Source organism: Methylobacterium frigidaeris (genome assembly GCF_022179185.1).
In the GTDB taxonomy this organism is placed as follows: Bacteria; Pseudomonadota; Alphaproteobacteria; order Rhizobiales; family Beijerinckiaceae; genus Methylobacterium; species Methylobacterium frigidaeris.
The window spans coordinates 72006-86298 of the sequence record NZ_BPQJ01000012.1 but is presented as its reverse complement, the minus strand read 5'-3'; the positions used below and the strand labels follow the sequence as shown (position 1 = coordinate 86298).

Genomic DNA, 14293 nt, shown 5'->3' with positions numbered 1-14293 from the left:
TCTTTGTTGACAGGGAGTTAAGCACCCGGCCGCGATGCGGTCCAGGCCGCAGGTGTGCAGGCGCGAAGACGGGCCGATATAGAGCGGAACGGCCCGGCATGACGCGGCCGGAGGACAGGAAACGCTGATGCCCGAGATCGACATCGACCACCTGCGCGGCTGGATCGGCCGCACCCGGGAGGTCGAGGACTTCGTGACGCCGCGCCTCGTGGCCGAGTACCGGGCCACGCTGGCCCCCAATCTCGCGCCGGTGGCGGAGGGCGAAGCGCCCCTCGCCCTGCACTGGTGCCTCGGCCCCGAGACCCCGGCTGCCGACGCGCTCGGGCCCGACGGCCACGCCGCGAAGGGCGGGTTCCTGCCGCCGGTGCCGTTGCCGCGGCGGATGTGGGCCGGCGGCGAGGTCGAGACTCTGGCGCCCCTGCGGATCGGCGATCGGGTGGTGCGGCGCGAGACCGTGGCGGACGTGGCGGTGAAGACCGGGCGAACCGGCACGCTGTGCTTCGTCACCGTGCGTCACGAGTACGAGACGGAGCGCGGCCCGGCGATCCGCGACCGGCAGGACATCGTCTACCGCGAGGCGAGCCGGCCGGGGGATGCCGCGCCGCCTCCCAAGCCCGTTCCCGCCGAGGACGAGGCCGCCTGGTCGGTCGAAGCCAATTCCGTGCTGCTGTTTCGCTACTCGGCGATGACCTTCAACGGTCACCGCTTCCACTACGATCACCCCTACGCCACGCAGGTCGAGGGCTATGCCGGCCTGGTGGTCCACGGGCCGATGCAGGCGAGCCTGCTCCTCAACCTGGCCGCCGCCCGCCTCGGCCGGGTGCCGGCGCGGTTCCGCTACCGCGGCGTCGCGCCGATGATCGCCGGATCGCGCTTCGCGGTGGCGGGACGGCGCGAGGGCGAGGGGTTCCGGGCCTGGACGGCGGTGGACGGCGCGGTCCACATGGAGGGCGAAGCAATCTTGGAGGCCGAGGCAATCTTGGAGTCCGACGCGGCCGCGGGTTAGGCGATCGGCGCATTGCGGGGGCCGGGCCGAACTGTCAGGTTCGCTCCCAACGAACCGACAACGACGAGGAAACGCCATGACGCAGTCGTCCCGCCCCGCTCGGGGGCTCACCCGCCGCGTCCTCGCGGCCGGCACCGCCCTGCTTCTCCTGTCGGGTGCCGCGCTCGCCCAGGCGCCGATCCTGATCAAGTTCAGCCACGTCGTCGCGCCCGACACGCCGAAGGGCCGCGGCGCCGACAAGTTCAAGGAGCTGGCGGAGAAGTACACGAACGGCAAGGTGAAGGTCGAGGTCTACCCGAACTCGCAGCTGTTCAAGGACAAGGAGGAGGTCGAGGCGCTGCAGCTCGGCGCCGTGCAGATGCTGGCGCCGTCGCTGGCGAAGTTCGGGCCGCTCGGCGCCAAGGAGTTCGAGGTCTTCGATCTGCCTTACATCCTGCCCGACAAGGCGGCCCTGCGCCGGGTCACCGACGGGGCGCTCGGCAAGCGCCTGTTCGACAAGCTGCAATCGAAGGGCATCACCGGGCTGGCCTACTGGGACAACGGCTTCAAGGTGATGAGCGCCAACAAGCCGCTGCGGATGCCGGCCGACTTTCGCGGGCTGAAGATGCGGATCCAGTCCTCGAAGGTGCTGGAGGCGGAGTTCCGCGCGCTCGGCGCGATCCCGCAGGTGATGGCCTTCTCGGAGGTCTATCAGGGCATGCAGACCGGCGTGGTCGACGGTTCGGAGAACACGCCCTCGAATATGTTCACCCAGAAGCACCACGAGGTGCAGAAGTATATTACCCTCTCGGATCACGGCTACATCGGCTACGCGGTGATCACCAACAAGAAGTTCTGGGACGGCCTGCCGGCCGACGTCCGGACCGAGCTCGACAAGGCAATGAAGGAGGCGACGGCCTACGCCAACGAGGTCGCCGACAAGGACAATGCCGACGCCCTCGAGGAGATGAAGAAGTCGGGCAAGACCACCTTCATCACGCTCACCTCCGAGGAGAAGGCGGCCTGGAAGGCGGCCTTGGAGCCGGTCACCGCCGACATGGCGAAGCGGGTCGGCAAGGACGTCATCGAGGAATTCCAGAAGGAAGCCAAGGGCGGGACGCAGTAGAGGCAGTCTCACACCCACCTCACGCGATTTCCGTTTGATTGCTTCGCCATGCGGAAATCGGCTTCGCTCAGGCACCGCGCGGGCTGCTGAGACGAGGTCCGGAAGGAATCGTCCGGACCTCGTCTCACAGGTCTGCTCGGCAATCGCGCCCCGCCGTCGAGAGAGCGACGGCGGGGCTTTTTCGCGTCGCGATCCCGTCGTGACGGATCAAGTCCCAGGGCGATACGTCGCCGGGAAACAAGTCGACCGTCCCAGCCGCGACGGCGAGAGACGAGGCTGCCCACTCCCACAGCAACCTTCACAGGACTGTCGCAGAACACCCATACAGAGCGAACACAGTCCGAAACGTGCCGTAACAAGGTAGACTCGCCGACCGGTTCGACATGGCGAACGATCGCGGGCGAGCCTGATGCCGCTGCGCGCCTCCCCGACTTTTTAAGCCCTAACAGCTTCGCGCTGAAAGTGGTGCGCATCTTCGTGCCGCCGCCTTCCGTGCGTGCCCGGAGACACTGGAACCCATGGCCACGACGCCTGCCGCCGGCGATGCCGGCACCCGGATCAACGGCACCGCGATCTTCGACGCCGCGCCCTCGCTCCAGGGCCTGTCGGGCGCGACCGGCACGACGCCGCCGACGGCCACCAACGCGCTCCAGCTCGTCAGGCTCGGCGCCTATGCCACAACCAACGACGCCGCGACGCAGATCGCGCCGAACGCCGAGGTCGTGGCCTACGATGCCTCGACCGGCCGGCTCTACGTCCAGAACACCAACGAGAACCGGATCGAGATCGTCGCCCTCGACGCCGCCGGGTCTTTGCGCAAGTCCGGCGAGATCCTGCTATCCGGCCTCGAGCAGTACGGCTCGGTGAACTCGGTCGCGGTCGTCAACGGCCTCGTGGCGGTGGCTTACGCCAACGTGACCGGGGATGCGGCGGGCCGCGTCGCGCTGTTCAACGCCGACGGCACGCTCCTGCGCTCGCTCGCCGTCGGGGTCGGTCCGGACCAACTCGTCTTCACCCGCGACGGCAGCCGTCTCCTCGTCGCCAACGAGGGCGAGCAGGCAAGCCAGAACAGCAACCCGGTCGGCGGCGTCTCGATCATCGACGTCTCGGGCGGGGCGGCGAGCGCCTCGGTCGTCACGACCGTCGGGTTCGAGGGGCTGAACGGGTCCGAGGCGGCGCTGCGCGCCCGTGGCTTGGCGATCACGCCCGGCACCAGTGCCGCCGCCGACATCGAGCCCGAATACATCGCGATCTCGCCCGACAACCGCTTCGCCTACGTCACCCTGCAGGAGGTGAACGGTGTCGCAGTGATCGACCTCGCCAACCCGGGCACGGCGCCGATCGCGATCCAGCCCCTCGGCGCCGTCAACCACGCGCTTTCCGGCAACGAGTTCGACGCCTCCGACCGCGACGGGGCGAACGGCGCTGCCTCGATCCGGATCGCCGCGACGCCGGCCGGCACCCCGATCTACGGCCTGCTCCAGCCCGACAGCATCGCCTCGTTCACGACCGGAGGCGCCACCTACTTCGTGACCGCCAACGAGGGCGACCAGCGGGTCATCGGCGGTGCCGACGATACCGGCGACGTCGCCCGCTTGAGCGCGGTGCCGAACAGCCGCCTGACGCCGGCGCTGCAGGCGCTCAAGTCCGATCCGGCCTATGCCCGCCTGAACGTGCTGCTGCGCACCGGCGACACCGATGGCGACGGGGTGATCGACCAGCTCAATACGCTCGGCGGCCGCGGCATCTCGATCTTCCGCCAGAACGCCGACGGTACGCTCATCAAGGTGCGCGAGACCGGCGGAGAATTCGAGAAAATCTTCGCCCGGATCGCGCCTCAGCGCTTCAACAACGACCAGACCGTCGCCGATGCGCCCGACGACCGCTCCGACAACAAGGGGCCGGAGCCCGAGGGCATCACCGTCGGCACGGTCAATGGCCGGATTTACGCCTTCGTCGGCCTGGAACGCCAGAGCGGCATCCTGGTCTACGACGTGACCGATCCGGCGACCGCGAATTACGTCTCCTACGTGCCGCCGCTCGCCGGCTCGCCCGCCGATCTCGGCCCGGAGGTGCTGACCTTCATCGCCGCCGACCGCAACCCGACCGGCACCAACCTGGTGGTCTCGGCGAACGAGGTGGCGAATGGCGGCGCGACGCTCTACGCCGCGCTGCCGCAGGGCGTGACGCAGGAGATCTCCTTCGCGGCCGACTCGCTCGGCATCAGCCGGGCGGAAGGCAACGGCGGCGCCACCACGTTCAGCGTCACGGTGCAGCGCACGAACGGCACGCTCGGCGCGATCACCTTTACCGCCGAACTCACCGGCACCGGCGCGAACCCCGCGAACGCCGCCGACTTCGCCGGCAATCCCAGCCTGCCGCTGACCGTCACGGGCACGATCCCGGCAGGCGCCGCCTCGACAGCCGTCACCGTCACCGTGCAGGGCGACGCGATCCCTGAGCCGAACGAGACCTTCTCGCTGGCCCTGCGCAGCGCCACGTCGAGCCAGGCCGGCATCGTCGCCGCGGTGAGCGCCAGCAACGCCACCGCGACCGGCACCCTCGTCAACGACGACGTCACCCTGATCTCGGCTCTGCAGGGCACCGGCAGCGCCAGCCCGCTCGCCGGCCAGACCGTCACGGTCGAGGCGATCGTCGTCGGCGACTTCCAGAACGGGGATGCCGACGCCAAACGCAGCATCGGCGGCTTCTATCTGCAGGAGGAGAAGGCCGACCAGGACGCGAACCCGCTGACCTCGGAGGGCGTGCTCGTCTACGAGGGTACCGGCAACCGCCTGGTCGACGTCGCCGAGGGCGACCGGGTCCGGGTCACCGGCACGGTCACCGAGTTCAACGGCGAGACGCAGCTCACCGTCAACGCCGCCTCCGGCATCCAGGTCGTGCAGGCCGGCGCCCTCTCGGCGGCCGAGGTGAAGGCCCAGGCGGTCGATGTCGGCCTGCCGGCGGCGGGCACCGTCGGCACCGGCGCGACGGCGCAGCCCGACCTGGAGCGCTACGAGGGCATGCTGGTCCGGTTCCCGCAGGCCCTGTCGATCTCCGAGCAGTTCAACCTCGACCGCTTCAACGAGATCCGCCTCGCCGCGGGCGGCCGGCCCGAGACCTTCACCAACGCGTTCGAGCCGAACGCGGCCGACTACGCCGCGTACCTCGCCCAGACCGCCGCACGCTCGATCACCTACGACGACGGGCTGAACGCGCAGAACTTGCCGATCGAGACCCTCGACGGCTTCGGCCCGGCCTACTCGACCGCCACCGCGCCGCGGATGGGCGACATCGTGACCGGCCTCACCGGCACGCTCGGCTACGGCCCGACCAACGCCTTCCGGGTGCGCTCGATCGACGACGGCGACAACAGCTTCATCAAGGCCAACCCGCGCCCGAGCGCGCCGGATCCGGTCGGCGGCACGCTCACCGTCGGCAGCCTCAACGTCCTCAACTACTTCACCACCCTCAATGCCTCGCCGAACGCGCAGACCGCGATCGGCCAGGCACCGCGGGGCGCCAACACGGGCGAGGAACTGGCGCGCCAGACCGAGAAGCTCGTCACGACGCTCATCGGCAGCGGCGCCGACGTCCTCGGCCTTACCGAGCTGGAGAACCAGTTCCAGCCCGGCAATCCGGGCAACGCGCTCGAGTACCTCGTCGGCCAGCTCAACGCCCGGGCCGGTGCTGGCACCTACGCCTACGTGAATCCCGGCAATCGACTCGATCAGGGCCAGTTCCTCGGCGGCGACGCCATCGCGGTCGGCTTCATCTACAAGCCGAGCAAGGTCAGCGTCGCGCTCAACACCACGATCGAGACGCTCGACGACGCCGACGTCGCGCGCGTCGATCCCGCTCTCCTGCGGCAGAGCACGATCGGTCACCTCTTCAACGGCGTGAACACCAGTCGTGCCTCCCTGGCGGTGACGTTCCGGGAGAATGCGACCGGGGAAGACTTCACCGCGGTCATCAACCACCTGAAGTCGAAGAGCGGCAGCGGCACCGGGGCCGATTCCGACCAGGGCGACGGCCAGGGCGCCTGGCAGCAGCAGCGCGAGCTCGCCGCCAAGGCGCTCACCGAGTGGGTGGCGACGAAGCCGACCGGCACGCAGGATCCCGACGTGATCCTGCTCGGCGACTTCAACGCCTACCTCAAGGAAGACGCGCTCGATCTCATCAAGGTCGAGGGCTTCACCAACCTCGCCGAGGACCGCCTCGCCGATCCGTATTCCTACGTCTTCGACGGGGCCTACGGCGCTCTCGACCACGCCTTCGCCAGTCGCAATCTGAATCGGCAGGTCACCGGCGTGACCGAGTGGCACGTCAATGCCGACGAGGCGGACGCGATCGACTACAACCTCGATTTCGGACGATCCCCCTCGTACTTCGACGGCCGGGTCGCCGCGCGCGAATCCGACCACGACCCGATCCTCGTCGGCCTCAAGCTCGATACGATCGCCCCGACGCTCGTCTCCGCCACCCCGGCCGACAATGCCACCGGGGTCGCGATCGACGCGACCATCACCTTACGCTTCAGCGAGGCAGTGAAGGCCGGCGAGGGGACCGGCGCCCTCGTCATCACCGACGGGGCGGGCGACACCCGAACCATCGCGGTCGCCGACACCTCCCAGGTCACCATCAGCGGCGACACCGTGACGATCAATCCGGGCGCCGACCTCAAGGCGGGAACGGCCTACGACGTCATCGTGGCCCCCCGCGCCTTCGCCGACATGGCCGGCAACGGCTTCGCGGGACTCGCGCCGGACCAGCTCGACTTCACCACCCAGCAGGCTGCCCCGATGACCTACACGCTCCAGATCCTGCACGCCTCGGACTGGGAGGCCGGCCTCCTGGCGACCCAGCGGGCGCCGAACTTCGCGGCGATCGTCGACAAGCTCGAGGACGCGACCCCGAACTCGATCACCCTCTCGACCGGCGACGGCTGGATCCCGAGCCCGTTCTTCATCGCCGGCGCCGACCCGCAGCTGAACGCGACCTATAACGGCATCTACAACCAGTCTTATGGGCTGTCGGGCGCCAACGCCTACAGCCGCCTCACTGCATCGCCGGGCCGGGCCGACATCACGATCCAGAACATCATCGGCGTCCAGGCCGCGGTGTTCGGCAACCACGAATTCGATTCCGGCCCGAACGAGGTCGCCAACATCATCGGGGCCAATCTCGGCACGGCGCCGGGCGCGGCGGACGACACCTGGGTCGGGGCGCAGTTCCCCTACCTCTCGACGAACCTGAACTTCTCGCGGGAATCGTCCCTCTCGGGCCTCGTCCACGCCGACGGCGACGCCGCCACCTTCGCCCAGACCGGCCCGACCTCGACCCAGACCGGCACCGGCGCCGACAAGATCGCCAGGTCGACCATCATCATCGAGAACGGCGAGAAGATCGCCTTCATCGGCGCCACCACCCAGCTCGAGCCCCTGCTGACCACCCTCGGCAACGTCACCCTCGACGGCTTCACCGGCCGTGACGAGATCGCGCTGCTCGCCCAGCAGATCAACGCCGAGGTCGACCGCGTGCTCGCGGCCAATCCCGGCCTCAACAAGGTCATCGTCGGCACCCACCTGCAGCAACTCGCCAACGAGCAGGCGCTGGCCCCGCTCCTGCGCAACGTCGACGTGCTGATCGGCGGCGGCTCGCACACCCTGCTGTCGGATTCCAACGACCGCCTGCTCACGGGCGACACCTCGGGCGGCGCCTACCCGCAATTCTTCACCAACGCCTCGGGCCAGACCCTGGCGCTGGTCAATACCGCCTCCGAGTACTCCTATGTCGGCCGCCTGACCGTCACCTTCGACGACCAGGGCAACGTCATCCGCAACTCGATCACGCCGCAGAACTCGGGCGTGGTCGCGGTCGACGACGCCTCGGTGGCGCAGCTCTGGGGCTCGAACCAGGCGGCCTTCGCGCCCGGCACCAAGGGCTACCTCGTCAAGGAATTGATCGAGGGCCTCGACGTCGACAACGACGGCATCCAGGAGACCGCCGGCGTCGCGGACATCATCCGCCAGCAGGACGGCACCATTCTCGGCCGCACCAGCGTCTATCTCGAGGGACGCCGCGGCGAGGTTCGCACCGAGGAGACCAACCTCGGCGACCTCTCCGCCGACGCCAACCTGTGGTACGCCAAGCAGTACGATTCGACGGTCGCGGTCTCGATCAAGAACGGCGGCGGCATCCGCGACTCGATCGGCTCGTTCTCGACCGCCGGCGGCGGCACCGCCGAGCTGCCTCCGGCTGCCAACCCGTCCGCGGGCAAGCAATCGGGCGACGTCTCGCAGCTCGACGTGACCAACTCGCTGCGCTTCAACAACGCCCTCGCCGTTACCACGGTCTCGGCGCTGGAGATGAAGCGGCTCCTCGAGCACGCGGTCTCGGCCACCGCCGCCGGTGCGACCCCGGGCCAGTTCCCGCAGATCGGGGGCCTCAGCTTCTCGTTCGATGCCACCAGGACGTCGCAGACCCTCGACGCCAATGGCAACGTCACCCGCGAGGGCCAGCGCATCCTCAACGCGGCGATCGTCGACGAGAGCGGCCGGATCACCGACACGCTGGTGCAGAACGGCCAGCTCGTCGGCGACCCGAACCGCGGCATACGCACCGTCACCCTCGACTTCCTGACGACCGGAACGTCGAGCGCACCGGGCCTGGGCGGCGACAACTACCCGTTCCCGGCCTACGGCGAGAACAAGGTGGCGCTCGCCTCCGCCACTCCGGGCGCCTCGCTGCCGAACTCGGCGACCTTCGCGGCGCAGGGCACCGAGCAGGACGCGATGGCCGAGTACCTGCGCGCCTTCTACGCCACGACGCCCTACGGCACCGCCGACACCCCCCCCGCCGGCGACATCCGGATCCAGAACCTCGCCGCGCGTAGCGACACGGTGCTCGACCGCGGCGTCGTGCGGAACGGCACGAGCGGCAACGACACGCTGACCGGTACCGCCTTCGACGACATCATCACCGGCGGCGCCGGAAACGACACGATCACCAACTCGCCCGGCAACGACGTCCTGCTCGGAGGCCGCAACGCCGATGGCTCGACCGGCACTGACACCCTGGTGTTCAACTCGCGGCTGGCCGACACCACCGTCACCCGCGACGGCGCCGCCACGCTGATCATCGGGCCGGAAGGCCAGGACCGCGTCACCGGCTTCGAGCGCTACCAGTTCACCGACGCCACGGTGGTCACCGGCGATGGCACCCCGCTCGTCGACGACCTGTTCTACCTCGCCGCCAACAAGGACGTGCTCGCGGCCGGCCAGGACGCCGACGCGCACTACGCCCAGTACGGCTGGCGCGAGGGCCGCGACCCCAACGCGCTCTTCTCGACCACCGGCTATCTCGCCGCCAACCCGAGCGTGCGGGCCTCGGGCCAGAACCCGATCGAGCACTACGACCAGACCGGCTGGCGCGAGGGCCGCGATCCCTCCGCCGCCTTCGACAACGAGCAGTACCTCGCCCGCAACCCCGACGTGACGGCCGCCGGCATCGACCCGCTCAAGCACTATATCGAGTACGGCCAGGGCGAGGGCCGGCCGATCTACGACGCGATCGGCAGGACCGCCGATCTCGCGGCGCATCCGGGCTTCGACGCCGAGTACTACCTGCTGTCGAACATCGACGTGGCCCAAGCTGCGGTCAGGGCGGGCGGGGACGCCTTCGCTTACGCCTACCAGCATTACCAGACCTATGGCTGGCGCGAGGGCCGCAACCCGAACGCGGTGTTCGACACCAACGGCTACCTCGACGCCTACCGTGACGTGCGGGCGGCGGGCATCGACCCGCTGATGCACTACGACCTTTACGGCTGGAAGGAGGGCCGCGACCCGTCGAAGGGCTTCGACACGACGGCCTATCTCGGGACTTACGGCGACGTGGCGCAGGCGAGGATCGACCCGATGCAGCACTACCTGCAATACGGCGCGGCCGAAGGGCGCTCGACCTTCGCTGACACCACCTTCGGCGCCGGCACGACCGGTTAGGTCCCCGGCATGGCGGCAGGCTGCCCGGAGCCTCCCGGGTCGCGACCTCGCGAGAACGGCCCGTGCGGCGTCTGCCGCACGGACCGTTCTTCATTCATGGATCTTGATTCATGGATCTTGGAAGCGATCGCCTCGGTCACGCCGCCGCGCGGTCGTGGCGGCCTTCCTGGATCTCCTCGATGATCTTGGCCGAGAACGCGTCGAGGTCGCCCGGGTTGCGGCTCGTCACGATGCCCTTGTCGGCGACCACGGCTGAGTCGTACCACTCGGCGCCGGCATTGATCACGTCGGTCTTGATCGAGGCGAACGACGTCATCTTGCGGCCCTTGGCGGCGCCGACCTCGACCAGCAGCCAGGGCGCGTGGCAGATCGCGGCGACGACCTTGCCGCTGCCCAGGAAGCTGCGCAGGATCTCCAGCGCCTTCGGCTCCAGGCGCAGCTTGTCCGGGTTGATCTGGCCGCCGGGAAGCACCAGGGCGTCGTAAGACCCGGGATCGATGCTCTCGATGTCGGCATCGACCTTGACCGGGCGACCCCAATCGGTCTCGTCCCAGCCGCGGATGCTGTCCGGCTTCTGGCGCGACCGGGGTGCGGCCACGGTCACCTGGGCGCCGGCCTCCGCGAGCTTGGCCTTCGGGACCTCGAGCTCGGCCTGCTCGAAGCCGTCGGTCGCCATGATGAGGATCTTCGCCTGGGTGATGCTGGGCATCGGGCATTCTCCGAGGGGGTATGAGATGCCCTGGCAACGACCTTACGGCAGGCATGTTCCGACGACCTGCCGCGACGGAACTGCACCGCGCCGGGCGGTTTAACTCACCAGACCCCCACCCGAGAGGAGGCACGACATGGCCACTCAAGCCATGGCCAATCCAGGCCTACCCGGCCACGAGCCGACCCCAGGCGGCGGCATCCCGGGCGACATCCCGCCCCCCGTCGCTCCCGACGAGCTGCCCGATACCGGACCGACCGGCCCGCGCTCGCCCTACCCGGTCAACGATCCGGGCATCACCGACCCCACGGGGCCGGGCTCCGAGCCGGATTACCTGCCGGGCGGCCCCACCAACCCGGGAACGCGCTTCTGAACGACGAAGGGCGCCTCGATGAGGCGCCCTTTTTTCGTATCAATGCCGTATCAATGCCCGCCATGCGAGCTGCGCACGTCGCGCGGGGCGTTCAGGATCTCGTTGAGGCTGGTGGCGACGTGCCGCGCCTCCTCGTCGGTGAGGCGGAGCTGGAACGGCGGGAGGCCGCCGGCCTGAAGCGCCACCACCGCCTGGCCCTGCTCGTCGGTGCCGACCTCGATCGCCGGCGAGGTCACGTCCAGCATCGCCGCCTCGTCGTCACCGAGATCGTCCGCCTCGCCCTCGTCCGGCTCGTGCATGACCGTGAGGAGCTGGCCCACCGCGCGCACGAGGGCGCGGGCCGCGCTGGCATCCATGATGACCGCGGTGGCCTGATCGTCCTTCTGGAACGAGAGCTGGATGTTGGAACCTTCGAGGGAAACCGAGATACCCGCCATGGAGCGTCCGACACTGCACGATGTCGTCCGTATATGGGAGCAATCTGCCGGAGGCGACAGGGAATTCCACGCAAGGCCGGCCTGCGCGGCCCGAAACGCCCCGGCATCGGCGACGTTGACTCCGCATGGAACGGGTGCCGGAGCGCCCGCGAATGATCGGATGACGCCATGGCGACCCACAAGACCACGGACGCGCAGAAGGGCACGATCGCCCGGGTGATGCACGAGTTCAAGCAAGGGGAGCTGGAGCGCCGCGACGGCGAGCCGGTGACCGACCGCCGGCAGGCCATCGCCATCGCGCTGCGCGAGGCTGGCGCCTCGAACCAGGAGAGCCCGGCCGACAACCGGGCGCACTTCCGCCGCACCCGGGCCAAGGAGCGCGACACGCGGTCCCATGCGTCCCGCGCCGCCCTCTACGACGAGGCCAAGCGCCGCGACATCAAGGGACGCTCCCGCATGAGCCGCGACGAACTGGAGAAGGCCCTCAACCGTTGAGCGGGCTTCCACGCAGGAGTCAGCGCATGAGCTCGAAGCAGCCGAAGACCACCACGCCCACCGACGCCGACCTGAAGGGGAATCCCGGCATCGGCACCTCGAAGGGCATGACGATGTCCGGCGGCGATCCCGAGGACCTCGCCGGGGCCAATACCGACGAGGGCGACGTGGCGAACGACACAACGCCGCAAGGCGGGATCGACCCCAACCAGCGCGGGCGCACCAACCCCTGACACGCGTTCCACGCGCCGATCTGAGCCCCCTGCCTTGTTCCGGACAGACTGGGTTCCTACATGGGGTTCAGCGGCAACGGGCGGGCGGCCCTGGGCGATCAAGCCCCGCACGGGCTTTCATGGCCCAGCGACCACGAGCCTCCCTCCCGACACACTTGGCGCCGTCGCGCCGCGCTGCTCTCGCCCTTGAGGGCGGCCCGCTGCGACTTCTAACGAGACGAGGACGACCGCGTGAATACTGGTACTGTCAAGTGGTTCAACGACCAGAAGGGCTTCGGCTTCATCCAGCCGGATAACGGGGGCAAGGACGTGTTCGTCCATATCTCCGCGGTGGAGCGGGCTGGCCTGCGCGGCCTCGTCGAGGGCCAGAAGGTCTCCTACGAGCTGCAGGCCGACCGGCGCGACAGCACGAAGATGTCGGCCGTGAACCTGCAGGTCGCCTGAGGGCGGCCCTCGGCCCGGGTTTACGCGACCTTAACGATGATTCCGTTAAGGTTACGAAACCTTGGCCGCACTGGAGCGTTCTGAGCCCGCGGGCTCATCGCATGCTCCGCCGGCGGCCGCTCGGCCGCCTGCCACGCACAGTCGCTCCGACGAGGAGCGCCGCAACGATAGAAGAAAAGACATCCATGTTATTCGAGTTCACCCGGCGCGACGGCGCGCCGACCGTCTTCAATGACGGTGCTACCTTTCATGTCGACCAGATCAGCCGGTTCGGCGAGGGCAAAGGCCCGATCGACGTCAGCCACCTGATCGACAAGAGCTACGGCTATCACTCCTCCCGCGAGCTGCGCTGGCACCTCGCCGAGCGCTTCGGTCTGACGCCGAATGCCGTGGCTGTGCGCGAAGCCCATTAAGGTTTCGCGGGTTTTCTAGACCGCCGTCACCGTACGAGGCGGGCCGCGCGCGAGCGCGGACCCGCCTTTGTCGTGTCTGGAGAATGTTCCGACCCTCGCCCTTTCCTGGACGATTGCAGCGTCAGCGGCAGGAGATCGGGAAAGGGACGCGGGTCGACACTAGGACAGTGACATTCACCCGACCCGCAACAATCCCGCCAGCGCCGCCACCTCCCCCGGATTGTCCGACAACAGCGCGTCGATCTCGCCGTTCGCCAGCGCACGGACGTGCCGGCAATCGGGCCGGAACCGCGCCCCCGCACAGGAGCAGCGCAGGCGCGGCCCGTCGCGGCCCTCGACCAGGCGCACGTCGTAGGGCGTGCCGGTGCTGCCGCGCACGACGAAGTGCAGGAGCGGCGGGCGGGTGCGGCTCGGCGCGACGCCGCGCAGGGCCCGGGCAGCGATGCCGTCGGGTGATCGCGCCCCCTCCCCGGCCCGCTCGCGGATCAGGCCCAGGCGCCGGGCCAGCGTGGCGACGTCCGGCGCCCCGGCTTCCCGCATCACCGCCAGCGCGATCTCCGCGCAGGCATAGGCGTCCTCGCCGGCATCATGGTGGCGGAACGTCACGCCGACCCGGGCGGCGAGCGCCGAGAGGCGGTAGGTCCCCTGGCCCTGCCCGCCCTCCCCCGGCCAGTGCCGGCGGGCGAGCTGCACCGTGCAGAGCGAGGCATAGGCTGGCTGGGCCAAGCCGTAGGCCTGGAGCGTCGCGGCCAGCACCCCGACATCGAAGCTGGCATTGTGGGCGAGCACCAGGCTGCCGGCGATCTCCGGCAGGAACGGCGCCATCGCCTCGGGGAAGGACGGCGCCCCCGCGACGTCCCGCGGGCGAATCCCGTGAACCCGGATATTGCCGGGGGAGAAGCGCATCTCGGCCGGGCGGATCAGCCGCGATTCCCGCCGCACAACCCGTCCGCCCTCGATCCAGGCGAGGCCGACGGCGCAGGGACTGTCGCGGCGCTCGTTGGCGGTCTCGAAGTCGATCGCGAGGGTGCGGGGGCTGGTCATGCCCGCGCTCTTCCCCGCGAAGACGCCGTTT

At 69.3% G+C, this 14293-nt stretch carries 11 protein-coding genes; 8 read left to right on the top strand and 3 right to left on the bottom strand.

The genetic code is table 11. From position 1 onward, the window contains the following. Positions 1 to 127 precede the first annotated feature (127 nt). From MFF64_RS14520 to MFF64_RS14510, 3 genes are all read left to right on the top strand, one after another. Positions 128 to 1006 carry an HTD2 family dehydratase gene (locus MFF64_RS14520; protein WP_099908705.1) on the top strand — a complete coding sequence of 293 codons (879 nt, stop codon included), beginning with the start codon at positions 128 to 130 and terminating at the stop codon, positions 1004 to 1006. Positions 1007 to 1082: 76 nt separating this feature from the next. Further along, positions 1083 to 2111: a TRAP transporter substrate-binding protein gene (locus MFF64_RS14515; RefSeq protein ID WP_099908704.1), complete on the top strand. Its 1029-nt coding sequence runs from the start codon at positions 1083 to 1085 to the stop codon at positions 2109 to 2111. A 557-nt stretch (positions 2112 to 2668) separates the two neighbouring features. Further along, positions 2669 to 10114: an ExeM/NucH family extracellular endonuclease gene (locus tag MFF64_RS14510; protein WP_425324427.1), complete on the top strand. Its 7446-nt coding sequence runs from the start codon at positions 2669 to 2671 to the stop codon at positions 10112 to 10114. A 136-nt stretch (positions 10115 to 10250) separates the two neighbouring features. On the opposite strand, the gene MFF64_RS14505 is transcribed toward MFF64_RS14510, so the two are convergent. Further along, the gene (locus MFF64_RS14505) at positions 10251 to 10823 is read right to left on the bottom strand and encodes a type 1 glutamine amidotransferase domain-containing protein (RefSeq protein ID WP_238191304.1); all 573 of its coding nucleotides are present in this window, start codon (positions 10821 to 10823) and stop codon (positions 10251 to 10253) included. Positions 10824 to 10974: 151 nt separating this feature from the next. Between MFF64_RS14505 and MFF64_RS14500 the strand changes: the two genes are divergently transcribed. Then, entirely contained in the window at positions 10975 to 11196 is a 222-nt protein-coding gene (locus tag MFF64_RS14500) for a hypothetical protein (RefSeq protein WP_048453142.1), read from the top strand. 50 nt (positions 11197 to 11246) lie between these two features. On the opposite strand, the gene MFF64_RS14495 is transcribed toward MFF64_RS14500, so the two are convergent. Further along, entirely contained in the window at positions 11247 to 11633 is a 387-nt protein-coding gene (locus tag MFF64_RS14495) for a hypothetical protein (protein WP_099901984.1), read from the bottom strand. Positions 11634 to 11801: 168 nt separating this feature from the next. On the opposite strand from MFF64_RS14495, the gene MFF64_RS14490 reads away from it, so the two are divergent. The 4 genes from MFF64_RS14490 to MFF64_RS14475 all read left to right on the top strand — a co-directional run bounded on the left by MFF64_RS14490 (position 11802) and on the right by MFF64_RS14475 (position 13218). Then, a complete protein-coding gene (locus tag MFF64_RS14490; protein ID WP_099901982.1) occupies positions 11802 to 12128 on the top strand; it encodes a DUF6496 domain-containing protein in 327 nt (108 codons plus the stop codon). Positions 12129 to 12154: 26 nt separating this feature from the next. Next, a complete protein-coding gene (locus MFF64_RS14485) occupies positions 12155 to 12361 on the top strand; it encodes a hypothetical protein (protein WP_099901980.1) in 207 nt (68 codons plus the stop codon). Between the two features lie 231 nt (positions 12362 to 12592). Continuing rightward, positions 12593 to 12805 (top strand): cold-shock protein, encoded by a 213-nt coding sequence (locus MFF64_RS14480; RefSeq protein WP_048429112.1) that lies wholly within the window; start codon positions 12593 to 12595, stop codon positions 12803 to 12805. 185 nt (positions 12806 to 12990) lie between these two features. Further along, a complete protein-coding gene (locus MFF64_RS14475; RefSeq protein ID WP_099905635.1) occupies positions 12991 to 13218 on the top strand; it encodes an AsnC family transcriptional regulator in 228 nt (75 codons plus the stop codon). Positions 13219 to 13392: 174 nt separating this feature from the next. Here MFF64_RS14475 and MFF64_RS14470 read toward each other — a convergent pair whose 3' ends face one another. After that, positions 13393 to 14262 (bottom strand): 3'-5' exonuclease, encoded by an 870-nt coding sequence (locus tag MFF64_RS14470; protein ID WP_099905633.1) that lies wholly within the window; start codon positions 14260 to 14262, stop codon positions 13393 to 13395. Positions 14263 to 14293 lie beyond the last annotated feature (31 nt).